Raw genomic sequence first — 20,759 nt, forward strand, 5'->3', positions numbered from 1 at the left:
GAGAACGGGCGGCGTCAGCCGATCAGCGACGGGCGCAGGTCTCTCAGAGTGCGCGTTCTCGTCATTCGACGTGCGCCGATCCACGACAGGGCGAGCGCTCCGAGCATGAACGCGAGCAGTACGGCCACGTCGGCCCACGCCAGCGCGAGGTTGCCGCCGTACATGAGCTGCCGGATGCCGTCGACCGCGTATCCCATCGGCAGCGCATGGTGCAACGCGGCAAGCGGGCCAGGCAAGGTCTGCCACGGGAACGTGCCGCCGGCGGTGACGAGTTGCAGCACCATCAGCACGAGCCCCAAGAACTGACCGACGCTGCCCAGCCACACGTTGAGCGCGAGAATGATCGCTGCATACGTCACCGAGGTCACGATCATGAATCCGAGCATGCCCAGCGGGTTCGCCACCTGGTACCCGAGGGCGAGAGTGACGATGCCGAACACGGCGATCATCTGAACGGCGCCGAGGATGCCGGGGGTCATGAGGCCTGCGGCGGTCACCCGACCGGGCTTGCGGAGCGCCGTGAGCGCGCGCTTCGACAGCGGCTTGATGATGAGGAACAGGGCGTAGATGCCGATCCAGGCTGCAAGGCTGATGAAGAACGGCGCCATTCCCGCGCCGTAGGTGCTCGCCTTGGTGACCGCGCTCGTGTTGATCGCGGCCGGGTCGGAGATGACCGAGGCGCTCTTCTCACGCTGCGCGGCTGTCTCGATGGGAAGCTTGCCGAGTCCCTCCGTGAGCCCGGTCGACAGCTTGTGCGCCCCGTCGTCGAGCTTCAGGATGCCGGTCTGCAGATCGGCGGCGCCCGATGCGAGGGCGGGAGTGCCAGCCGCGAGGGTAGCGCTGCCGTCGGCGAGCTGCTGGGTTCCGTCGGCCAGCGTGGATGCGCCTGCCGACGCGTCGGAGATTCCCCCGGCCAGGGTCGGAGCCGAGGCCGCGAGAGTCGCCGTGCCGTCGGCTACCTGCTGACTTCCGGAGGCGAGGGCGGCGAGCTTGCCGTTCAGATCTTGGATCTTCGTGTTGGCGTCGACGACCTGCTGCCCGATCGGGTCGAGGGCCGCGAGCAGCTCGTCTGCCTGTTGCTGGGTGATGACCTTGTCTTGGACGAGCTTCGCCACCTGGTCGGTGAGCTTAGCCTTCGTCTGCGGCAGGTCCGTTGCGATGGTGTTCGCTTGGGCGGCGTAGGTCGCTCCCGTGGTTGCGAGCTCTGCGTTGCCCGCTGCCACCTGCTGGGCACCGGTATTCAGCGCTTCCGTGTCTGCAGGCAGGGTCGACGTCGCGTTCGCCAGCTGCTGCAATCCGGTGCTGAGGTCGGAGGCGCCCGTGTTCGCCTGTGACGCGCCGGTCGCGAGTTGCTGCGCCCCGTCGTTCGCGGAAGCGGCGCCAGCAGCGAGCTGGGCCGATCCGTTCGCGGCCGTCGTCGTGCCGTCGGCGAGCTGGTTCGCTCCGTCGATGGCGGTCTCGAGGCTGGTACCCACGTCTGCGAAACCATCGAGGAACTTGAGTGCGGCCTCTTTTCCGACCTTCTCGGCGATCGACGAGCGCACCTTCTCCGCGACGTTTCCGGCGATCGTGGTGGCCAGGAAGCTGTTCGTATCGTTCGTGGTGAGCTCGACCGACGCCTGCTTCGGTGACGTGGTGGTGGGCGACGTGAGGTCGGTCGAGAAGTCCTTGCCCAGGGTGAGCACGAAGTCGAACGTGCCGTCGCTGACCCCGGTCTTCGCCTCGGCCGACGTAGCCTCGATCCACTTGACGCTGTTGTCTTTCAGCAGCTCGTCGCGCACCTCATCGCCGTAGTTCACGGTCGACGCGGTTCCGTCGGCATCGGTCTGCTTGGCGCCCGTGTCTTCGACGACGAGGCCCACGGGCACATCTTTCAGATTGCCGTAGGGGTCGTTGTTGCCCCAGAGGTAGAGACCGGCGTAGATGATGGGAACGCACATCAGCGCGATGAGCGCCAGGATTCCCATCTTCGAGGAGGTGAGTCTGCGCAGTTCCGCGCGGACGAGCGTGACGATGGTCATTTCGTGTCTTCTTCTTCTACGACGTCGAGCTCTTCTACGATCTCGGGTTCTTCGGTAATTTCGGGTTCTTCGATCACGTCGGGTTCATCGATCACGTCGGGTTCTTCGATCACGTCGGGTTCTTCGATCACGTCGGCAACGGGCGATTCAGGCAGCACATGTTTCGGTGCCACCGTCGCCTCGGGTTCGGCGAGCGCCGCGTCGAGCAGTGCCACCGAGGCCGCGCCCGCGATCACTAGCACCGCGTAGCCGCGCTCGGCCAGGCCTTCGGCGATCGGGTACCACTCGAGCGGGTGGCCACCGTGTCGATCGGGAGAGGTGAGCACAAGGGCCTCCACGTTGTCGCGCATGGCGGCCAGCTCGGCCAGCACGTGCAGTCGAACGGTGGCGGGCACGTGTTCGATGGGCATGCGGGCGAATTCGCGGGCGCCGAGGGTGTCGAGCGTCTCGAGAACGGCCTTCGACGACGATGGCATCTCGGCGAACATCAGCTCCTCCTGCACGATGCCATCGAGACGCAGACCGCTGGCCGGCTCTGAGATATCGGGGGCGTCGACGACAGCCACGGATGCGCGCAGCTCGTCATCGCTCATCTCGGGGTCGCGGGTCACCGAGCCCTGCTCGGGCACCATGCGCCCGCTCGCGATGAGCGCGAGCAGTGTCGGTCGCTGTGCAGTCTCCGTCGCCACGAGGGTGACGGAGCCGCTTTCGAAACCGACGGTCGTCGCGGGGAGCGCATCAGCGCCCTCACCCGCGGTCACGTCGATGAGGTCGATTCTCATGGTCTGGCTCCTGCTGAACGTTCTGAAAGGCGGCTGGATGCTGGGGGCTGCGCCTCGAGGGCGAGCTCGGGCGAGGCGTCGATGAGTTCGGCCGCCTCGCGCCACGACAGACCGGCGGTGCTGAGCGCCACGAGAATGACGAGGCGGTGGCCCTCTCCGTGAGAGATGTCGTCGCGAACAGCCTCGTCGAGCACCGAGAGGGCAGCGCCCTCGATGAGTCGAGCCAGTGTGCGCGGCTCGATGTCGGTGCGCAGCTGGCCCGCGGCGACACCCTGCTCGACGATGGCGAGAACTCCCCGGCGAACGGGATCGAGCCCTTCGGCCACGATCTCTCGGCGTGGTCCGCGGATCGCGAGTTGGGCGGTCACGCGCACGTCCTCGACCTCGCTCCAGAGGCGAGCCCCGACGAGGGCGAGTGCCACGCGCGCGTCGTCATGCCGGATGGGAGCGAGCGCCGCGGTGACCCGGGCGATGCCGCGATCGTTTAACTCCGCGACGAGCTCGTCGCGAGTGCTGAAGTGCCCATAGATCGAGCGTCGCGACAGACCGGCGGCCGATGCGATCGTCTCGAGCGACGCATCCGGGTTGTGATTGAGCTCGGAGATCGCGGCGTCGAGAATAGCGATTCTGTTCTCGGCGGCGTCGCGCCGAGGGGCGCGAGCGGCTCGATGAGGTGAGGTGCTGGTGTTGGTCACTGGTCGATTCTAATAACTTGCACACTCATGTGCAAGTTATCGACATGTGACGGTTAGCCGAGGTGGCGGGCGAGCAGGGTCAGCACCTGGTCGGCTGTCGGCACGCCGGATGCTCGGGCGAGCTCCGCACCCGATTCGTCGCGAACCACGACGGTCGGGGTCGCGACGATGTTCGCCCGTTCGGCGTCGTCGGGGCTCGATGCCACGTTCGACTCGCTGAACTCGACGCGCTCACCCACGAGGGGCTGCACCTGCTCGAGAACGCTTCGGGTCTGTGTGCACGCGCCACAGAAGCTCGAGCTGTAGAGGTGTACGGAGAGCGGCATACAGAGTGCAACGGTATTCGGGCCCCGGGATTCCCGACGACCCTGGCGTACCATCGAGTTATGAGCGGCGACAACCTCCTCGGCCTGCCCGAGACACTCCTTTCTGAAGACACGGCTGTTATGGAGGCGCTCGCGGAGCGTTCTCCCGCGACGGCGGCAGATCTCGGCGAACTGGTCAAGCGGTTCCCCACCTCGTCACTGCTGTGGGCGCTGTTAGCTGAGGAGCTGTGGGCGGTCGGAGCGGTTCTGCCCTCCTACGCGTACGCGCGGGTCGGCTACCACCGCGGCCTCGACGCGCTCCGCAAGGGCGGCTGGCGTGGGCAGGGGCCGGTTCCCTGGTCGCACGAGCCCAACCGCGGGGTGCTTCTGTCGCTCTACACGCTGCGTCGCGCTGCGGAGGCATTCGGTGAGGTCGACGAGGTCAAGCGGCTCGGAGACTTCCTGCAGATGTCAGATCCCCGAGCGATCGACGCCATCGAGGCGACGATCCGGCCCGTCAACGATCAGCCGGTGACCGAGGCCATCATCATTCGCGGTCAAGACTGACGCCGGATCGCTTCTCGTCCCACGCGCCTGCTGTAGACGATCGCGAGTGCGGCCAGTCCCAGCAGAACGATGCTCAGCGCCACGATATAAGCGATCGCGCTGCCCCATCCGGCGGTGGCCGGGTCGAGGAACGGGTACGGGTAGATGCCGTTCGATACGGCGCCGCGCAGCAGTGAATACGCGAGCCAGGCAACCGGGTAGATCATGACGATCCGCAGTGTGCGCCAACTCAACGCCGGGCGACCGGGCGAGATGAGCCAATCGAGAACGATGAGAATCGGGATCCAGACGTGGATGACCTCGTTCGGCCAGCTGAGTCCTTGGAATCCGTTGTACGGCACGTTGCGCAGCAGCAGGTTGTAGACGCCCGCCGTGATGATCGCGTAGGTGAGCGTCGCCATCCGAACGGTGGTGAAGAGTTCCGTGTCGCGCGACACTCGGAGCGCGAGAATGCCTCCGACGATGAAGACGACGATGTTCATCAACGAGGTCTCGATGGTGAAGTAGCTGAAGTACTCCCACGGATCGAAGGCGTTGTTCACCACCCGGTCGTTGATCTGGATGACGATGGTCGCCAACAAACCGATGCCGGCAAGAAGGCGCACGGCACCCACAACTCTTCTGCTCATGATATCGATTCGTAGCAGACCAGAATGCGGGTTGGCCTTGTCGGCGAAGTCTCAGACATCCGCCTGGAGTTACTATGGGGTGGAATCTCTTAGCGGGTTCCGGCCACTCCTCGACACCGAGGCTTCTGACCGATAGGACACATTCATGCCAGCGATCGTTCTCATCGGCGCCCAGTGGGGCGACGAGGGCAAGGGCAAGGCCACCGACCTCCTCGGCGACCGGGTCGACTACGTCGTCAAGTTCAACGGCGGCAACAATGCCGGCCACACCGTGGTCGTCGGCGACAAGAAATACGCCTTGCACCTGCTGCCGTCAGGCATCCTGAGCCCCGGCGTCACGCCCGTCATCTCGAATGGCGTCGTCGTCGACATCGAGGTGCTCTTCCACGAGCTCGAAGCCCTCGCCGCCCGAGGCGTCGATGTGTCGAAGCTGCTGGTCTCGGCCAACGCCCATGTCATCACGGCCTATCACCGCACGCTCGACAAGGTCACCGAGCGCTTTCTCGGCAAGAAGCAGATCGGCACGACCGGTCGCGGCATCGGCCCGAGCTACGCCGACAAGATCAACCGCGTCGGCATTCGCATCCAAGACCTGTTCGACGAGGGCATCCTGCGTCAGAAGGTCGAAGGAGCGCTCGATCTCAAGAACCACATTCTGGTCAAGGTCTACAACCGTCGCGCGATCACGGCCGACGAGGTCATCGACGACCTGCTGAGCTACACAGACCGTCTTCGGCCGATGGTCGCCGACACGTCGCTCGTACTCAACCGCGCGCTCGACGAGGGCAAGACCGTTCTGTTCGAGGGCGGCCAGGCGACGATGCTGGATGTCGACCACGGCACGTACCCGTTCGTCACGTCGTCGAATGCCACGTCGGGCGGCGCGGCCACCGGTTCGGGCGTCGCTCCGAACCGCATCGACCGCGTCATCGCCGTGGTCAAGGCCTACACGACCCGCGTCGGCGCCGGACCGTTCCCCACTGAGCTCTTCGACGAGTCGGGCGAGTTCCTGCGTTCGCAGGGCTTCGAGTTCGGCACCACGACCGGGCGCCCCCGCCGCTGCGGCTGGTACGACGCGCCTATCGCGCGTTACAGCGCTCGCATCAACGGCGTCACCGACTTCGTGCTGACCAAGCTCGACGTGCTCACCGGTCTCGAGAAGATCCCCGTCTGCGTCGCCTACGACGTCGATGGAGTCCGCGTCGACGAGGTTCCCGTCTCGCAGTCCGACTTCCACCACGCCGTGCCGATCTACGAAGAGTTCCCCGGCTGGAGCGAAGACATCACGGGTGCCCGTGAGTTCTCCGACCTGCCGATCAACGCGCAGAACTACGTGCTGGCCATCGAGAAGATGAGCAACGCCCGCATCTCCGCCATCGGAGTCGGCCCGGGTCGCGACGAGATCGTCGTGCGCCACGACCTGCTCGAGTAGCGACGGTGCGGTGCACGCGGCCGCCCTTCGGTGGCGTCTTGGAGGGGCGTTTCGTCTCGCTCGAGCCGCTGACCCGGCAACTCGTGCCGGAGCTGTTCGCGGCCATCGGGCATCCGCAGATCTTCGCCGGCGGCTACGGCGGCGGGCCCGCCGCCTACCGCGACACGCTCGAGGGCTTCACCGAGTTCGCCGAGTCGTATTACGCGTGGGATGCCGCGAATGTGCACGCGGTGCGCCTCGTCGGCGGGCCGCACGACGGGCTGCTGGTCGGCACGTCGACGCTCGGCGACTTCGATGTGTCGCTGGGCTACGCGCACCTCGGTTGGACCGCCTACGACCCGCGGGTGTGGGGAACGGTGGTGAACGCCGAGGCGAAGCTGCTGATTCTCGGCTCGGCCTTCGATAGTGGATTCGAGCGCGTCAAGATCCAGGCCGACGTGTTGAACACTCGATCGCGCGCGGCGATCCAGAAGCTCGGTGCGACGTTCGAGGGTGTCGCCCGCCACGACATGCGTCGAGCAGACGGAGCGTGGCGCGACTCCGCCATCTTCTCGATCCTGAGCAGCGAGTGGCCGGGCATCAGGCGGCGTCTCGAAGAGCGTCTCGACAGCCAGGGCGGGCGACCGGTCGAGCTTCGGCAGAGCGCACAATAGTCCCTGCAAAGACACATTGTATGACGCTGCATCCGGCGCCGTTTCATGGTGGACTTGTCTTCATGGACGCTCTCTACACTGCAATTGCCCACGCATCCGGCGGTGGCCGCGATGGCCACGTTCGAAGCGAAGACGACCGACTCGATTTCGACACCAGGCCCCCTGTCGAGATGGGTGGAAGCGGCGAGGGTACGAACCCCGAGCAGCTCTTCGCCGCCGGCTACTCGGCCTGCTTCCTCGGTGCTGTTCACGCCGTGGGGCGTGAGATGAAGCTCGACACCAAAGATGCCGCAGTCTCAGCCAGCGTCTCGATCGGTCCGAGCGCCGACACCGGCTTCGAGATCGCTGCCGAGCTCGACATCTACATTCCGAACGTCACGGCCGACGAGGCTCGTACCATCGCCGAAACCGCCCACCGCGATATCTGCCCCTACTCGAAGGCGATTAACGGCAACGTGCCCGTCGTTCTCAACATCGTCGAATAGCAACCCCGTCGAATAGCAATCCCGTCGTTCCCTGAGCCTGTCGAAGAGCATCTCTTCGACAGGCTCAGGGAACGTACGTGCTTAAGTCGCTAAAGTTCTGGTTATGTCTGACACCGCCGCCGCACCCGACGATGCCCTCCGCAAGCTCGAAGCCATCAGGCAGTCGATCGACAACATCGATGCGGCCCTGATCCACCTTCTCGCCGAGCGGTTCAAGTTCACGCAGGGTGTGGGCGAGCTCAAGGCCGCGAACGGACTGCCGCCGGCAGATCTCGATCGCGAGGCGCGTCAGATCAAGCGCCTGCGCGCTCTGGCCGAGGAGTCTCACCTCGACCCCGACCTCGCCGAGAAATTCTTGAACTTCATTGTGGCCGAGGTCATCCACCACCACCGGCGTATAGCCGGAGAGGCTGAGTAGGCGCGCAGCCTAGAACTGATTGTTCTTGTTGTGGCGGCGCAGAGCGCGGGCCACGATGAAGAGCGCTGCTCCCACGAGCAGCACCACGAGTCCGAGCACGATGTAGGTCGAGACGGGCAATCCGGTCTGGGCAAGTTCAAAGGGCATGTGTGGGTCTCTTTCTCTCGAGATACTCTCTCATGAGTGGCCTCGCTGGGGCACCACGGTGTCTCGGTTGCGGAGCGTACGGGGTAGTCCCCGCGCTATCCGCAACTTCTGCGCGCGACGCTCCTTGGCGTAGTAGACCCAGGAGAAGATGGGGAACGCCAGGAATCCAATGTAGGTGACCCACATGTAGGGCTCCCACGGCGTGGATTTCTCCGGCGCAGGTAGGAGGCCGGCATCTTGGGCCGCAATTATCGCTAAGAGTACACCGACACCAACGGCGGCCGCGGTGAGGATGATCGACAGAGCGAGTAGTCCACCCGCAGAGTTCACAGGAAGAACCAGGCTGCCTTTTCTCCCCTTGTAGACGCCATACTCCTCGAGAGTCAGCCCACGGGCGGCGGCATCTTCCTCGGAAAGGCGCGCATAATATCCGCGGCGGGGCCGGGGCTGTTCATCGGTCACGACAACGGGGTCAAGGTGTTGCGGAGTTCCGCAATCGCGTCACGCAACTCGAGGTCGGTAAGGCCGATACGTTCCATCACGTCGGGGTCGCCCTCGGTGACAGTACCGACGGCCCAGTTCGCGCCATCCGGTCGCACAAGCAGAAGCGACTCCGCCCCATCTACGCGGGCACGCAGCATCGCTGTACCTTCCGGATACTGTCGCACGTGCTCCTGCAGGATTTCGAGTTCGGCGTTCGGGCCGGATACATCGGGATCTTGCGCGAAGACGAACCAGGTGAGCAAAGTGCGCGGCTGCATCAGCAGGCTGACCGGGTCAGACTCTACGTGCACGACGGTGTCGGCGATCTCATCGTGGATGAGAGTGATCTCGGTCCACAGGGTGGCGCGTCCGAGGGCGTACGCGACGGGCAGTGCCGCCTCTTCAACCTCGATCTCTTCGTCGACGACCGTGGCAAAGCCTCGGCCCAGGAGGGAGGATGCTCCAGCGACCGGAAGAACATCGGATTGCATCTCTTCCGTGAGACGTAGTACTCGTGCGCTCATCTCGGATTCGGGGGTCGACATGCGCTTGAGTAGGTAGGCGATCTCGGCGTAGCCGAAACCGATGGCGTCGGCGGTCTTCTCCGCGGTCTGGTCAGTCATCAATTAGTCCTTTCGGGGGAGTTAGAGCTTACAAACCGAGGAAGTTCTTCACGCCTTCCCCCGCATCCTTCAAATTGTTTGCGACGTCGTTCGCGAACTTGCCTGGGTCTTTCACGGCGTTCGAGACCGTGTCGGCCACGGCTTTCGCTCCATTGTCGACGAACTCTTTCACGGCGGGGATCTCGTAGACAGCGATTCCGAGGCTCACCACCCCGGCTACGGTGCCGGCGGGAGGAGGAAGGAACGAGGCTGCCCCTAGGGCTGCTTTGGTCGCGGACCAGGCGGCGTCACCGTATTCACCCTTGGCGGCGCTGGTGACCGCGTCGTACGCGTCGAGGCCCACGCCCAGTGCGCCGAGGCCCTTCCCCAGGCCGCCTTCGCCCACGAAGTTGAGGACCCCGTTCTTCACCCCCATCAGCCCCGTGCTGGAGTTGAGGACATCGTCCGAAATGTTGAGGGCTGGAATGTACTTGTTGAGGTTGTCTAACTTGATGACGTCGGCCATCGAGTCCAGCAGTCGGTATGGAGCGGTGTTTCCGGCGAACATCGGCAACCCGCGGAATCCCCAATCGGTGGTTCCTCGGGCGACTTTCCACAGATCCGCGTAGGTCGTCAGATTCCCGTACTTGCTCCAAGCATCGCGGAACGATGATCCCGGTTCGAAGAATCCGGGATCGCTCGGCGATTTCGGTGTGCCTGGCCCAGGACCTTTATCGCTGCCATTGCCGCCAGGTCCGCCGTTGCCGCCCGCTCCACCATCGACCTGGCTCGTCGCAGTCTGCTCGTCTGCGTTCTTGATGAGCGTGGTCGAACCGAGCTCCAGCGCGTGCACGACCGTGTTGCCGAGCTGCTTGACCTGAGAGTTCCACCGCTGCTGAAATGCGCCGGCGTCGGGGCCCTGCCAGCTTTGCGTGGAGTTGACCAGAGACGACACCGTCTCAAGAGATGAGCGGATCTGGTTCGAGCCCGACGAGAATTGCTTCGCCAGCGCCCTGAGCTGTTCGGGATCGGCGCCGTAGAACCCTTGTGCCATCGTGATCCTCCGTGCTGAATTCGAACGTGTTGTTGTCGGTTCAGGCTATCGGCGGTCTTTATGGAACTCGATGGGGAGAACTCCCCATGCCGTCACGCGGCCATCAGCATGACCTCGTCGGTGAGGCGAGCAGACGCCGCTCACAAGCCCGAACGGCCCACATCCACAGACACCACGGTTCCGTCTGGTCGCAGGGTGACGAGCAGCGACGCCTCATCCGACGCTGTCGTCGTGCGTGACAGCGGGCCGCTGCCGTCGGGGGCCTGGCTGTACGTGATCGTGCGCGAAACCCCGAGGTCTCCATCGAGCAGCTCGTAGAACCCGATGAGCTGGGTCTCGCCCCCTGCCGACGAGTCGGACGACATCGGACCGAGTGCAAAAGACCCGCTGTCGCTCCTGGTGGGCGATGACGTGATGGTCACGACATCTGAGCTGCGCGCCATTGCGGGGAAACCGTCGGGCACTTCTGGAAGACGGCAGTTCAGGGGAGCGACCGCCTCTCCGCTCGCGCAGAGGTCGAAGTCGCGCGAGACGGCGTTTTCGACCAGGTCTTCGAAAGCGGGGGTCGGTGCGAGGACCTGTTCGAGGGATGCTCTCTTATCTGAGGTGTTCGACGACACCTCGATCTGCGACGCGGTGGTGAACAGATCCGTTTCCGGGCCGGTCAGGGCATACTCTCCGGGATACAGCGAGAGGCCGCCCGCAGGGGCAGCGGTGCCGCCCACCGTGAAGTCCCACCCGGCGCCGGTCGGCAGCTCGAGGGGCTGGGCCAGCGTGTCGTCGACCTTCCACTCGCCACCCTGCTGCGACATGGTGAACCTCGCCTCAACTTTTGTGCCGCCGAGACTGTAACTGATGGATGCGAGTCGTCCGGACACACTGGCGTGGGCATCGGCAATGCGCAGGGTCGCGTCGTCAAGCCTTTCGGCCGCGGTCGCAGACGCGTCGGGATCCGACTCGAGCGCCTGCGCGGCCTTTCCGTCGCCACTACTGAGTGCATCGAGGTAAGCCTGCGCAGCGCCTTGCGCGTCACTCGATGGCAACAACGCGCATCCGCTCAGCGCGGAAAGGAGCAGCCCCGCACTTGCGAGCGCACCGATCCCACGCACGCAGAGTGCCGCTCTGAGATCTCGACGTTCTCATGCCTCGTCCGTCAGTTCTGCATCACCGAGCTATCCGATTCACGGTATCGCAGGGGTTGAAGGACGTCGCACCGAAATGAGGACACCGTGTCTCAAACGAACGAGAGGCGTTTGATCGCGCTCGCGGAGAAGCATCGCCTCTCCGCTAGCGCCTCAGTAGCCGACGACGTCGCCGAAGTGCTGCTGCAGCGTTGCCCGGTGCGTTCCGCGCAGCTCGTCGAGCGACACGTCGAACTGGCCCTGAATGCTGATGCCCGGCTCGGTCGAGTCGGTCACGCCGACCCGGATCACCGGGTAGCCGCGACCGTCGCACAGGCCGATGAACTTCACGTCGTCTTCGCGTGGAACGCTGACGAGCACGCGCCCCGTGGTCTCGGAGAAGAGTGCTGTCGTGATGTCGACTCCGTCGCGCAGCATCAGCTCGTCGAGGAAGACGCGCGCGCCAACGCCGAAGCGCATGACGCTCTCGACGAGTGCGGTCGCGAGACCGCCGTCGCTCAGATCGTGCGCCGAGGCGATGATCGACTGCTGGGCGCCCGCGGCGAGCAGGCCGGCGAGTGTCGCCTCGTTCGGCAGCGAGACCGCGGGCGGACGGCCGCCGAGGTGGTCGTGCACGACGCCGGCCCAGGCCGAGCCGTCGAACTCCTCGGTCGTGGTGCCGAGCAGGTAGATGTTGTTGCCCTCGTCTTGCCAACCGCTAGGGATGCGCTTGGCCACGTCGTCGATCACGCCGAGAATGGCGACCACCGGAGTCGGGTGGATCGGCTTGGTTCCGGTCTGGTTGTAGAACGAGACGTTGCCGCCGGTGACGGGGATCTCGAGTTCGAGGCAGCCATCGGCGAGGCCTTCGACGGCCTTCGAGAACTGCCACATGACCTCGGGGTCTTCGGGAGAACCGAAGTTGAGGCAGTCGGAGACGGCGACGGGGGTCGCGCCGGTCGCGGCGACGTTGCGGTACGCCTCGGCCAGGGCCAGCTGCGCGCCCTGGTACGGGTCGAGCTGGCAGTACCGGCCATTGGCATCCGTAGCGATCGCGAAACCGAGGCCCGACTCCTCGTCGACGCGAATCATGCCGCCGTCGTCGGGGAAGCTGAGTGCCGTGTTGCCGAGCACGTAGCGGTCGTACTGGTTGGTGATCCAGCTCGGGTCTGCGAGGTTCGGCGATCCCAGCAGGCGCAGCAGCTGGTCGCGCAGCTCGTCCGATGTCGTGGCGCGGGGGAGCGTGGCGGCGGTATCGGCCTGCAGTGCGTCGATCCAGCTCGGGTAGGCGACGGGGCGGGTGTAGACCGGGCCGTCGACGGCGACGGTGCGCGGCTCGACGTTGACGATCTCCTCGCCGTGCCAGTTGATGATCAGACGGCCCGTGTCGGTGACCTCGCCGAGAACGCTGGTCTCGACGTCCCACTTCTCGACGACCTTCAAGAAGCCTTCGAGCTTCTCGGGGGTCACGACGGCCATCATGCGCTCCTGGCTCTCCGACATCAGAATCTCTTCCGCGGTGAGCGAGGGGTCGCGCAGCAGAACCTTCTCGAGCTCGATGAACATGCCGCCGTCGCCGTTGGAGGCGAGCTCGCTGGTCGCGCACGAGATGCCCGCGGCTCCCAGGTCTTGGATGCCCTCGACGAGCTTCTCGCGGAACAGTTCGAGGCAGCACTCGATGAGCACCTTCTCGGCAAAGGGGTCGCCGACCTGAACGGCCGGGCGCTTGGTGGGGCCGCCGGCAGAGAACGTGTCAGAAGCCAGAATGGATGCTCCGCCGATGCCGTCGCCGCCGGTGCGGGCTCCGAAGAGCACGACCTTGTTGCCCACGCCGCGCGCGTTCGCGAGGTGCAGGTCTTCGTGGCGCAGCACGCCCACGCTGAGAGCGTTCACGAGCGGGTTGCCCTGGTACACCGGGTCGAACCAGGTCTCTCCACCGATGTTCGGCAGGCCCAGGCAGTTTCCGTAGAACGAGATGCCCGAGACCACGCCGTGCACGACGCGAGCCGTGTCGGGGTCTGAGATGTCGCCGAAGCGCAACGCATCCATGACCGCGACAGGGCGCGCGCCCATCGAGATGATGTCGCGCACGATGCCGCCGACGCCGGTCGCGGCGCCCTGGAACGGCTCGATGTAGCTGGGGTGGTTGTGGCTCTCGATCTTGAATGTGACCGCCCAGCCCTCGCCCACGTCGACGACTCCGGCGTTCTCGCCCATGCCGACCATGAGGTTCTGCTTCATCTTGGGCGACACCTTCTCGCCGAACTGCCGCAGGTAGATCTTGCTGCTCTTGTACGAGCAGTGCTCACTCCACATGACCGAGTACATGGCGAGCTCGCCCGAGGTGGGGCGGCGACCCAGGATCTCGCGCACCTTGGCGTATTCATCGGGCTTCATGCCGAGGGCCGCGTACGGCTGTTCCCGGTCTGGAGTGTCGATCGCGTTCTGCACGGTATCGGCGGCGGCGCGGGCGGAAGTGACGGCAGCGGATTCAGACACGCGGAAAAGGCTCCTTAGTGGGGCAGGCGGTGAGCGCCTCAATCCTATCTGTCCCGGGAATGCTGCGGCCCGGGGCGGGGTTTGCTCTGACGAAGTAGCGTTAGACGTTGGGCTTGCCCGCGCCATCTCCCGAACCAGTGAAAGTTGACCCGCCTTCATGACTGTCACCGACGCATCCTCGCTCGCATCCGGCGCGGAATCCGCGCCGCTGACTCTGGCCGAAGTCGACAGGATGCGCGCCGACTTCCCGATTCTCGACGAGACCGTGAACGGGCATCCGCTTGCCTACCTCGACTCGGGCGCGACCTCTCAGCGCCCGCTGCAGGTTCTGGATGCCGAGCGCGACTATCTGCTGCACCGCAACTCGGCTGTTCACCGCGGAGCGCACACCCTCGCGGCCGAGGCGACCGAGAGCTTCGAGGGCGCCCGCGCCAGGGTCGCCGACTTCGTGGGTGCGCGCGAGAACGAGATCGTATGGACGTCGAATGCGACGGAGGCCATCAACCTCGTGGCCTACGCGTTCTCGAACGCGAGCCTGGGTCGAGGAGCGCCCGCGTCGTCGCGATTCGTGCTCGGCCCCGGCGATGAGATCGTCACCACAGAGGGCGAGCATCACGCCAACCTCATTCCCTGGCAGGAACTCGCGGCTCGCACGGGGGCCACTCTTCGGGTGATCCCTATCGACGACGACGGCCAACTGCAGATGGTCGCCGCCGAAGAGATCATCGGATCACGCACGCGTATCCTCGCCTTCACCCACGTGTCGAACGTCACGGGCGTCATCAATCCCGTCGAGCGGCTCGTGGCTCTGGCGCACGCCGTCGGCGCGCTCGTGCTTCTGGATGCCTGCCAGTCGGCCCCGCATCGCCCGCTCGACCTGGGTGCGTTGGGCGTCGACTTCGCCGTGTTCTCGGCCCACAAGATGCTCGGTCCCACCGGCATCGGAGTTCTGTACGGGCGCGGCGAGCTGCTCGACGCCATGCCTCCTTTTCTCACAGGCGGCTCGATGATCACCACGGTCACGCTCGAGAAGGCCGAGTACCTGCCAGCGCCGCAGCGCTTCGAGGCCGGCACCCAGCGGGTGTCGCAGGTCATCGCGTTCGGTGCCGCCGTCGACTACCTCTCTCAGGTGGGCATGCAGCGCGTCCACGACTGGGAGGCGGCCCTCGGGCAGCGTCTCGTCGAGGGACTCGAGTCCATTCCGGGAATCACCGTGCTCGGCCCCGGCCCGGGCGTCGAGCGGGCCGGTCTCGCGAGCTTCGTCGTCGAGGGGGTGCACGCGCACGACGTGGGTCAGTATCTCGACGACCTCGGCATCGCGGTGCGAGTCGGGCACCACTGCGCCCAGCCCCTGCACCGTCGCTTCGGCGTCACCGCCTCGACGCGCGCGAGTGCCTACCTCTACAACACGCCGGCCGAGGTCGACGCGTTTCTCGAGGGCGTGCGCGGCGTCACCGCATTCTTCGGCGTCGTGCCGACCCAATACCCACAAGGAAGTCAGCTGTGAGCAGTTCGTTGGAGAGCCTCTACCAGGAGGTCATCATGGATCACTCGCGCACCCCGCACAATCACGGGCTGCGTGAGGGCGGATCGGCCGAGTCGCACCAGCTCAACCCGACGTGCGGCGACGAGGTGACCCTGCGCATCCATTCGCAGGGCGACACCATCACGTCGCTCAGCTGGGAGGGCCACGGCTGCGCCATCTCGCAGGCGTCGGCCTCGTTGCTGTCAGACGTGATCGTCGATCTCGACCGGGCTGCCGTGCAGGAACGCATCGACGCTTTCCGTGAGCTGATGCGCTCGAAGGGCACGCTCGAGGGTGACGAAGAACTGCTGGGTGATGCGGTCGTTCTCGGTGGTGTCTCGCGCTACATCGCACGCGTCAAGTGCGCGATGCTCGCCTGGGTCGCGCTCGAAGACGCTCTGGCGAAGAGCCCCGCCGCCTGAGCCTGCCGGAGGGCATCCGCTGGTCGAATATCGACCCAAATCTGCCCGGTTTGGTCGATTCGTGACACATGGATGCGCGTGACCCGCGCTCACGGGCGCCATCCCGCGCGGAGCAGGGCCGTGCGCACTCGCTCCACGGTTTCGGCGGGATAACGTAGGCCTCGCTTGCGTATGTACACGCCATTCCAGTGCGCTTGACGAAAACGCTCGCGCCGAGCCATGTCCTTCTCGTACTGCGCCGTGTTCGTGCGGTGTTGGTCACCGTCGTACTCGACGAGCACCTTCCAACGACGCAAAACCATGTCGCCGCGACCGAGCCATTCGCCGTCGTCGCTCCACACCTCGGGATTGATCTCGGGTTCGGGCATGCCCGCATCGACGATCATCAAGCGCACGAGGGTCTCGGGCCTCGACTCGACTCCGAGCCGCACCCGTTCGAGGGCCGCCGCAGCCCTTCTGCTGCCGGGTCCGCTGTACGCGGCGACCCTGCTGCTCAGCTCGTCCAGAGTGACGTACGGTCGGAGCTCCGTCGGTTCGGGATAGACCGGCGTGAGCACGAGATGGTCTGCTACGGCTACGAGGTTTGCTTCACCGAGGGTACGAGCGAGCTGCAGCCAGGTGGTCGCGGGGTCGGCCGTCGGGAGCCCGAATCGGAGCCGCACCGACGCGAGCGGATCGGTGACCTGATGCCCGGTGATGAAGCGAGATCTCGGCGCGCGGTGAGGAGCTCTTGTGGCGACGTGCAGGTTCTCGGTCGGATCGAACTCGTAGGGAAGCGGCGCGCGCCACAGCTGAGCCGCGGTCCAGTGACTGAAGAACTGACCGGCGCCGAGCCTCGGTTCGTAGGCGCGGCAGAAAGAGAGAAGTGTGTCGCGCGAACCACCGGAGGAGCGCACTCCGTGAAAGGGGCGTTCGAGATCCTTGCCTCGTAGTCGTCCTTCGCCTACGCCGGCCGCGCGAGCATCACCGACAGCGAAGGGCTTCCGCAAGAACTCTCGAGGGAGAGGGACACGACGAGGCATCCCGACATGATGCATCCTCTGGCCTGGGGCCCGCGCGCGTTATCCACAGATGGCCGCGCGCGGAGCCGGCCCCGCGCATCCATGTGTCACGAATCGACCCATCCTCGCGGATTTAGGTCGATCTGCGCCCAGTCGTAGGCAGCGCCGACTCTCATGTGTCACGAATCGACCCAAGACTCGAAAGTCAGGTCGATTTGCGACACATGGATGCGCGCAGCCGACCCGCAGCCTGGCACTACGCGCGGGCGAGCAGGCCCTCGAGCGCGGAGGTGAAGAACGTGAGCCCGTCTACTCCCGAGCGCATCGCATCCGGGGTATCGGGGCCGAAGCCCGGCTCGACCGCGTGTTCGGGGTGCGGCATGAGTCCGACCACGTTGCCGCGGGCGTTCGTGATGCCGGCGATGTTATTGAGCGAACCGTTCGGGTTCACGTCGAGGTAGCGGAAGACCACGTGGTTCTCGCCCTCGAGCCGCTCGAGCTCTGCGGCCGACGCGATGAAGCCGCCCTCGCCGTTCTTGAGCGGGATGGTGATCTCCTGGGCCTCGGTGAAGCCGTTGGTCCAGTCGGTCGACGTGTTCTCGACGCGGAGGCGCTGGTCGCGACAGATGAACGAGCCGTGATCGTTGCGGATGAGGCCGCCGGGCAGCAGGTGCGCCTCGGTGAGCATCTGGAAGCCGTTGCAGATTCCGAGCACGGGAACGCCGCGATCGGCAGCCTGGATGACCTCGGCCATGATTGGCGAGTGGCTCGCGATGGCGCCGCAGCGCAGGTAGTCGCCGTAGCTGAAGCCGCCGGGCAGCACGATGGCGTCGACGCCGTCGAGGTCGTGCGTTCCGTGCCACAGGGCCACGGGCTCGGCACCGGCGATGCGCACGGCGCGCTGCGCATCGCGGTCGTCGAGCGAGCCGGGAAAGGTGACGACGCCGATGCGCATCAGACGGAGGCTCCGGCGGGCGCGGCGGTCTCGACGACGTGGATGCCAACGACGTCTTCGATGACCGAGTTCGACAGCATCTCGTCGGCCAGAGTCGCCACCTCGGCGAGAACCGCGTCGGTGACCTCTCCGTCGACGGTGAGCTCGAAGCGCTTGCCGACTCGAACCGAGCTGAACTGCGACTGGCCGAGACGCGTGAGGGCGCCGAGCACGGCCTTGCCCTGGGGATCGAGAAGTTCGGCCTTGGGCATGACCTCGACGACGATTGTGGGCACCGGAGAACTCTTTTCGAGAAGTGACGGGTGGATTCGACCCCAGTCTAAACGCTGGGCGTCGGCTTCTCGCCCGAGCGCGGCACTTGGCAGGAGAGCCGCTCGACCGTAGCCTCGGAGTCTGAGGTCAATGACGACTGGAGATCGTGATGAGTGAATCCGTGAGCCCCGCTGCAGCAGCCGCCCCGACGGGGTACGCGACCGTCTCGGTCGCCGCCATCCTCGCCGAGACAGCGGCACGCCGGCCCGACAAGATCGCGCTCATCGTTGGGGAACAGAGCATCAGCTACTCCGCGCTGTGGGAGGAGACTCTCGCTTACGCCGGGGCCCTTCGCGAACGAGGGGTCGGGCGAGGCGACCCCGTCGCCATCCTGATTCCGAATGTGCCTGACTTTCCCCGTGTCTATTACGCGCTCCTGGCGCTCGGCGCGATCGTCGTGCCGATCCATGCGCTTCTGAAGGCCGAGGAGATCGCGTTCGTGCTGCGCGACAGCGGAGCCACCCTGTTGGTCTGCTCGGCGCCGCTGCTCACGGAGGGCGCGAAGGGCGCCGCGCTGGCGTCGATCGACGTCGTATCGCTCATGATGCCGCCGCACTCGGGCGACGAATCATTGGATGCCGTGGGTTTCGATCGCCTCGAAGACCTGGCCGAGCAGGCGGTTCCGCTCGAGACCTACGTGGCCTGTGCGCCCGGCGATACGGCGACCATTCTCTATACCAGCGGCACCACGGGCTCGCCGAAGGGCGCAGAGGGCAGCCACTTTGCGCTCGTGGAGCAGACGAGCACCCTGCTGCTCGACACCTTCGACATGACGAGCGACGACGTGCTGCTCGGATGCCTGCCGCTGTTCCACACCTTCGGCCAGACGTGCGTTCTGAACACGGGGTTTCGCGCGGGTGCGACGATCGTGCTGATGCCGAAGTTCGATGGGGCGGGTGCGATCGAGCTGATCAAGCGGCACGGGTGCACGATCTTCTTCGGTGTGCCCACGATGTACATGGTGATCCTTTCCGCCGCCGGAACCGAGCCTGTTCAGACGAATCTGCGGTACGGCATCTCGGGCGGTGCCGCCATTCCGGTGGCCATCATCGACAGGTTCACGCAGCTGTTCGGGGCTGACATCCACGAGGGCTACGGGCTGACCGAGACGTCACCCGTGGCGAGCTTCAATCAGAGAGGTGTGCCGCCGAGGCCCGGCACGATCGGCAAGCCGATCTGGGGTGTGGATGTCGAGATCGCCCGTGCCGACAACGACGATGCGATCGAGTTGCTCGCTCGAGGCGAGCTCGGTGAACTCGTGATCAGGGGCCACAACCTCATGAAGGGATACCTTCACCGGCAGGAGGACACTGCTCGCGCGGTTGTCGACGGCTGGTTCCGCACGGGCGACCTCGGAACGAAGGACGACGACGGCTACCTGCGCATTCTCGACCGCAAGAAAGACATGATTCTTCGCAACGGCTACAACGTGTATCCCCGCGAGGTCGAAGAGGTGCTCGCCGGTCATCCGGAGGTCTCGATGGCCGCGGTCTACGGTATTCCGCACGAGGTTCATGGCCAGGAGGTGGTGGCCGCTGTGGTGCTCGTTCCCGGAGCGAGCGCGACCGGTGCGGAACTGGTGGCGTTCGCCGAAGAGCACGTCGCGGCCTACAAGTACCCCCGTCAGATCGCGATCGTGGAGGCTCTGCCGATGGGGCCGAGCGGCAAGGTGCTGAAGCGAGAACTCGTGGCGCGCCACGAATCGTAGTCCTTATGGGCTACTCGACTGGCGCAGACCCCGCCGCCACGATCTTGATCTGGTTGTCCCAGGGGTCTGAGACCATGAGGGAGCGGCCATCGTCGCGGGTCTGCAGCCCATAATGCTGGAGTCGTTCGCCGACCTGGCCCACCTCATCCGACGTGGGTACCGCGATCTCGACGAGGCCCAGCCCGAGGGCGAGCGGTCGGCGCCCGGCTCCCTTCGACTCCCAGACGTTCATCGCCATGTGGTGGTGGTATCCGCCGGCCGAGACGAACAGGGCGGAGCTGCCCATCGCGATCGTGGTCTCGAAGCCGAGCCTGTCGACGTAGAACTCCTTGGCCGTGGCCACGTCGCCCACAGAGAGGTGCACATGCCCGACCGTGGTTCCGCCCAGTCGCGGATTGTCGACCAGCTCGGGCGTCACATGCTGCTGCAAGAACTCGTTCGGGTCGAGATAGACGGTTCCCATCTCGATCTGACCGTGCGCCCAACTCCATTCGGTGCGGGCGCGATCCCAATAGAGTTCGACGCCGTTTCCTTCGGGATCGGTGAAGTAGAAGGCCTTCGACACGAGGTGGTCGGCGCTCCCGGTAAATGTTCCGGGCGCGTGACGTGCCACCGAGTACAGCGCGGCGGCGAGCGCGGCCTCAGACTCGAACAGGATCGCCGTGTGATACAGCCCCGCCGACCTCGGCGCGGCATGCCTCAGCTCGGGGGCGTGCTGCAGGATGACGACGGGAACATCGCCCCGGCCAAGAACGGCCACGTCGCCCGCCTGGCTCTGCAGCTCGAGTGTCACCGCGTCGCGGTAGTAGGCGACCATGGCGTCGAGGTCTCCGACGCGCAGGGTCACGGCTCCCATGCCGGTCTGGGCCGACAGCAGATCGTTACGTGTGCTCATGTCGAGGACAACGACGCCGTCGATCTCAATATTCCTTGTAGCTACAAG

General features: G+C 65.5%; 23 protein-coding genes. 8 read left to right on the top strand and 15 right to left on the bottom strand.

Annotation, left to right across the window (positions count from 1 at the left end; translation table 11 throughout):
• Positions 1-14: 14 nt before the first annotated feature.
• From B9Y86_RS07250 to B9Y86_RS07265, 4 genes are read right to left on the bottom strand one after another with little or no spacing between them, the layout of a single operon-like run.
• On the bottom strand, positions 15-2,021 hold the full coding sequence (locus tag B9Y86_RS07250; protein WP_085484482.1) for a YhgE/Pip domain-containing protein: 2,007 nt from the start codon (positions 2,019-2,021) through the stop codon (positions 15-17).
• Entirely contained in the window at positions 2,018-2,803 is a 786-nt protein-coding gene (locus B9Y86_RS07255; RefSeq protein WP_085484484.1) for a hypothetical protein, read from the bottom strand. Before B9Y86_RS07255 ends, B9Y86_RS07250 begins: the two co-directional genes overlap by 4 nt.
• The gene (locus B9Y86_RS07260) at positions 2,800-3,498 is read right to left on the bottom strand and encodes a TetR/AcrR family transcriptional regulator (RefSeq protein ID WP_085484486.1); all 699 of its coding nucleotides are present in this window, start codon (positions 3,496-3,498) and stop codon (positions 2,800-2,802) included. Before B9Y86_RS07260 ends, B9Y86_RS07255 begins: the two co-directional genes overlap by 4 nt.
• A 53-nt stretch (positions 3,499-3,551) precedes the next feature.
• On the bottom strand, positions 3,552-3,824 hold the full coding sequence (locus B9Y86_RS07265) for a thioredoxin family protein (protein ID WP_085484488.1): 273 nt from the start codon (positions 3,822-3,824) through the stop codon (positions 3,552-3,554).
• 60 nt (positions 3,825-3,884) lie between these two features.
• Here B9Y86_RS07265 and B9Y86_RS07270 point away from each other — a divergent pair, with 60 nt between their 5' ends.
• Entirely contained in the window at positions 3,885-4,370 is a 486-nt protein-coding gene (locus B9Y86_RS07270) for a DUF3151 domain-containing protein (RefSeq protein WP_085484490.1), read from the top strand.
• Here B9Y86_RS07270 and B9Y86_RS07275 read toward each other — a convergent pair.
• Positions 4,361-4,999, bottom strand: a complete 639-nt coding sequence (locus B9Y86_RS07275; protein ID WP_139824794.1) for a Pr6Pr family membrane protein — start codon at positions 4,997-4,999, stop codon at positions 4,361-4,363. The genes B9Y86_RS07270 and B9Y86_RS07275 overlap by 10 nt on opposite strands.
• A 145-nt stretch (positions 5,000-5,144) precedes the next feature.
• On the opposite strand from B9Y86_RS07275, the gene B9Y86_RS07280 reads away from it, so the two are divergent.
• The 4 genes from B9Y86_RS07280 to B9Y86_RS07295 all read left to right on the top strand — a co-directional run bounded on the left by B9Y86_RS07280 (position 5,145) and on the right by B9Y86_RS07295 (position 7,987).
• Positions 5,145-6,431, top strand: coding sequence for an adenylosuccinate synthase (locus B9Y86_RS07280; RefSeq protein WP_085484495.1), 1,287 nt, complete (start codon positions 5,145-5,147; stop codon positions 6,429-6,431).
• Between the two features lie 38 nt (positions 6,432-6,469).
• Positions 6,470-7,084 carry a GNAT family N-acetyltransferase gene (locus B9Y86_RS07285; protein WP_228515659.1) on the top strand — a complete coding sequence of 205 codons (615 nt, stop codon included), beginning with the start codon at positions 6,470-6,472 and terminating at the stop codon, positions 7,082-7,084.
• Between the two features lie 62 nt (positions 7,085-7,146).
• Positions 7,147-7,569, top strand: coding sequence for an organic hydroperoxide resistance protein (locus B9Y86_RS07290; RefSeq protein WP_085484499.1), 423 nt, complete (start codon positions 7,147-7,149; stop codon positions 7,567-7,569).
• 103 nt (positions 7,570-7,672) lie between these two features.
• Positions 7,673-7,987 carry a chorismate mutase gene (locus B9Y86_RS07295; protein WP_085484501.1) on the top strand — a complete coding sequence of 105 codons (315 nt, stop codon included), beginning with the start codon at positions 7,673-7,675 and terminating at the stop codon, positions 7,985-7,987.
• A 9-nt stretch (positions 7,988-7,996) separates the two neighbouring features.
• On the opposite strand, the gene B9Y86_RS17525 is transcribed toward B9Y86_RS07295, so the two are convergent.
• The 6 genes from B9Y86_RS17525 to purL form a co-directional block, all read right to left on the bottom strand.
• Entirely contained in the window at positions 7,997-8,134 is a 138-nt protein-coding gene (locus B9Y86_RS17525) for a hypothetical protein (protein ID WP_176223295.1), read from the bottom strand.
• Positions 8,135-8,164: 30 nt separating this feature from the next.
• Positions 8,165-8,596 (bottom strand): hypothetical protein, encoded by a 432-nt coding sequence (locus B9Y86_RS07300; RefSeq protein ID WP_085484503.1) that lies wholly within the window; start codon positions 8,594-8,596, stop codon positions 8,165-8,167.
• A complete protein-coding gene (locus B9Y86_RS07305; protein WP_085484505.1) occupies positions 8,593-9,240 on the bottom strand; it encodes a hypothetical protein in 648 nt (215 codons plus the stop codon). Before B9Y86_RS07305 ends, B9Y86_RS07300 begins: the two co-directional genes overlap by 4 nt.
• A gap of 28 nt (positions 9,241-9,268) precedes the next feature.
• A complete protein-coding gene (locus B9Y86_RS07310) occupies positions 9,269-10,273 on the bottom strand; it encodes a WXG100 family type VII secretion target (RefSeq protein WP_085484507.1) in 1,005 nt (334 codons plus the stop codon).
• Positions 10,274-10,413: 140 nt separating this feature from the next.
• A complete protein-coding gene (locus B9Y86_RS07315; protein ID WP_176223296.1) occupies positions 10,414-11,316 on the bottom strand; it encodes a hypothetical protein in 903 nt (300 codons plus the stop codon).
• Between the two features lie 252 nt (positions 11,317-11,568).
• A complete protein-coding gene (purL, locus tag B9Y86_RS07320) occupies positions 11,569-13,893 on the bottom strand; it encodes a phosphoribosylformylglycinamidine synthase subunit PurL (protein WP_244894674.1) in 2,325 nt (774 codons plus the stop codon).
• A 157-nt stretch (positions 13,894-14,050) separates the two neighbouring features.
• Here purL and B9Y86_RS07325 point away from each other — a divergent pair, with 157 nt between their 5' ends.
• Both B9Y86_RS07325 and sufU read left to right on the top strand, forming a co-directional pair.
• A complete protein-coding gene (locus B9Y86_RS07325) occupies positions 14,051-15,400 on the top strand; it encodes an aminotransferase class V-fold PLP-dependent enzyme (RefSeq protein ID WP_085484514.1) in 1,350 nt (449 codons plus the stop codon).
• A complete protein-coding gene (gene sufU, locus B9Y86_RS07330; RefSeq protein WP_217809181.1) occupies positions 15,397-15,840 on the top strand; it encodes a Fe-S cluster assembly sulfur transfer protein SufU in 444 nt (147 codons plus the stop codon). The genes B9Y86_RS07325 and sufU overlap by 4 nt, the downstream gene beginning before the upstream one ends.
• A gap of 89 nt (positions 15,841-15,929) precedes the next feature.
• Here the strand turns inward: sufU and B9Y86_RS07335 are convergent, their stop codons facing one another.
• The 3 genes from B9Y86_RS07335 to purS all read right to left on the bottom strand — a co-directional run bounded on the left by B9Y86_RS07335 (position 15,930) and on the right by purS (position 18,071).
• A complete protein-coding gene (locus tag B9Y86_RS07335) occupies positions 15,930-16,862 on the bottom strand; it encodes a hypothetical protein (RefSeq protein WP_139824795.1) in 933 nt (310 codons plus the stop codon).
• A gap of 235 nt (positions 16,863-17,097) precedes the next feature.
• Complete coding sequence (gene purQ, locus B9Y86_RS07340; RefSeq protein WP_085484518.1) at positions 17,098-17,796, bottom strand: phosphoribosylformylglycinamidine synthase subunit PurQ; 699 nt, start codon at positions 17,794-17,796, stop codon at positions 17,098-17,100.
• Positions 17,796-18,071 carry a phosphoribosylformylglycinamidine synthase subunit PurS gene (gene purS, locus B9Y86_RS07345; protein ID WP_085484520.1) on the bottom strand — a complete coding sequence of 92 codons (276 nt, stop codon included), beginning with the start codon at positions 18,069-18,071 and terminating at the stop codon, positions 17,796-17,798. The genes purQ and purS overlap by 1 nt, the downstream gene beginning before the upstream one ends.
• A 146-nt stretch (positions 18,072-18,217) precedes the next feature.
• Here purS and B9Y86_RS07350 point away from each other — a divergent pair, with 146 nt between their 5' ends.
• Entirely contained in the window at positions 18,218-19,816 is a 1,599-nt protein-coding gene (locus B9Y86_RS07350; protein ID WP_085484522.1) for a long-chain-fatty-acid--CoA ligase, read from the top strand.
• A 10-nt stretch (positions 19,817-19,826) separates the two neighbouring features.
• On the opposite strand, the gene B9Y86_RS07355 is transcribed toward B9Y86_RS07350, so the two are convergent.
• Entirely contained in the window at positions 19,827-20,711 is an 885-nt protein-coding gene (locus tag B9Y86_RS07355) for a VOC family protein (RefSeq protein WP_085484524.1), read from the bottom strand.
• Positions 20,712-20,759 lie beyond the last annotated feature (48 nt).

It is taken from the genome of Agreia pratensis, assembly GCF_900177685.1.
Lineage (GTDB): Bacteria > Actinomycetota > Actinomycetes > Actinomycetales > Microbacteriaceae > Agreia > Agreia pratensis.

Coding starts and splice junctions, on each gene's coding strand:
- B9Y86_RS07250 (WP_085484482.1), bottom strand. CDS start 2,021: ATGACCATCGTCACGCTCGTCCGCGCGGAACTGCGCAGACTCACCTCC.
- B9Y86_RS07255 (WP_085484484.1), bottom strand. CDS start 2,803: ATGAGAATCGACCTCATCGACGTGACCGCGGGTGAGGGCGCTGATGCG.
- B9Y86_RS07265 (WP_085484488.1), bottom strand. CDS start 3,824: ATGCCGCTCTCCGTACACCTCTACAGCTCGAGCTTCTGTGGCGCGTGC.
- B9Y86_RS07270 (WP_085484490.1), top strand. CDS start 3,885: ATGAGCGGCGACAACCTCCTCGGCCTGCCCGAGACACTCCTTTCTGAA.
- B9Y86_RS07275 (WP_139824794.1), bottom strand. CDS start 4,999: ATGAGCAGAAGAGTTGTGGGTGCCGTGCGCCTTCTTGCCGGCATCGGT.
- B9Y86_RS07280 (WP_085484495.1), top strand. CDS start 5,145: ATGCCAGCGATCGTTCTCATCGGCGCCCAGTGGGGCGACGAGGGCAAG.
- B9Y86_RS07290 (WP_085484499.1), top strand. CDS start 7,147: ATGGACGCTCTCTACACTGCAATTGCCCACGCATCCGGCGGTGGCCGC.
- B9Y86_RS07295 (WP_085484501.1), top strand. CDS start 7,673: ATGTCTGACACCGCCGCCGCACCCGACGATGCCCTCCGCAAGCTCGAA.
- B9Y86_RS17525 (WP_176223295.1), bottom strand. CDS start 8,134: ATGCCCTTTGAACTTGCCCAGACCGGATTGCCCGTCTCGACCTACATC.
- B9Y86_RS07305 (WP_085484505.1), bottom strand. CDS start 9,240: ATGACTGACCAGACCGCGGAGAAGACCGCCGACGCCATCGGTTTCGGC.
- B9Y86_RS07310 (WP_085484507.1), bottom strand. CDS start 10,273: ATGGCACAAGGGTTCTACGGCGCCGATCCCGAACAGCTCAGGGCGCTG.
- B9Y86_RS07325 (WP_085484514.1), top strand. CDS start 14,051: ATGACTGTCACCGACGCATCCTCGCTCGCATCCGGCGCGGAATCCGCG.
- B9Y86_RS07335 (WP_139824795.1), bottom strand. CDS start 16,862: ATGCCTCGTCGTGTCCCTCTCCCTCGAGAGTTCTTGCGGAAGCCCTTC.
- purQ (WP_085484518.1), bottom strand. CDS start 17,796: ATGCGCATCGGCGTCGTCACCTTTCCCGGCTCGCTCGACGACCGCGAT.
- B9Y86_RS07350 (WP_085484522.1), top strand. CDS start 18,218: ATGAGTGAATCCGTGAGCCCCGCTGCAGCAGCCGCCCCGACGGGGTAC.
- B9Y86_RS07355 (WP_085484524.1), bottom strand. CDS start 20,711: ATGAGCACACGTAACGATCTGCTGTCGGCCCAGACCGGCATGGGAGCC.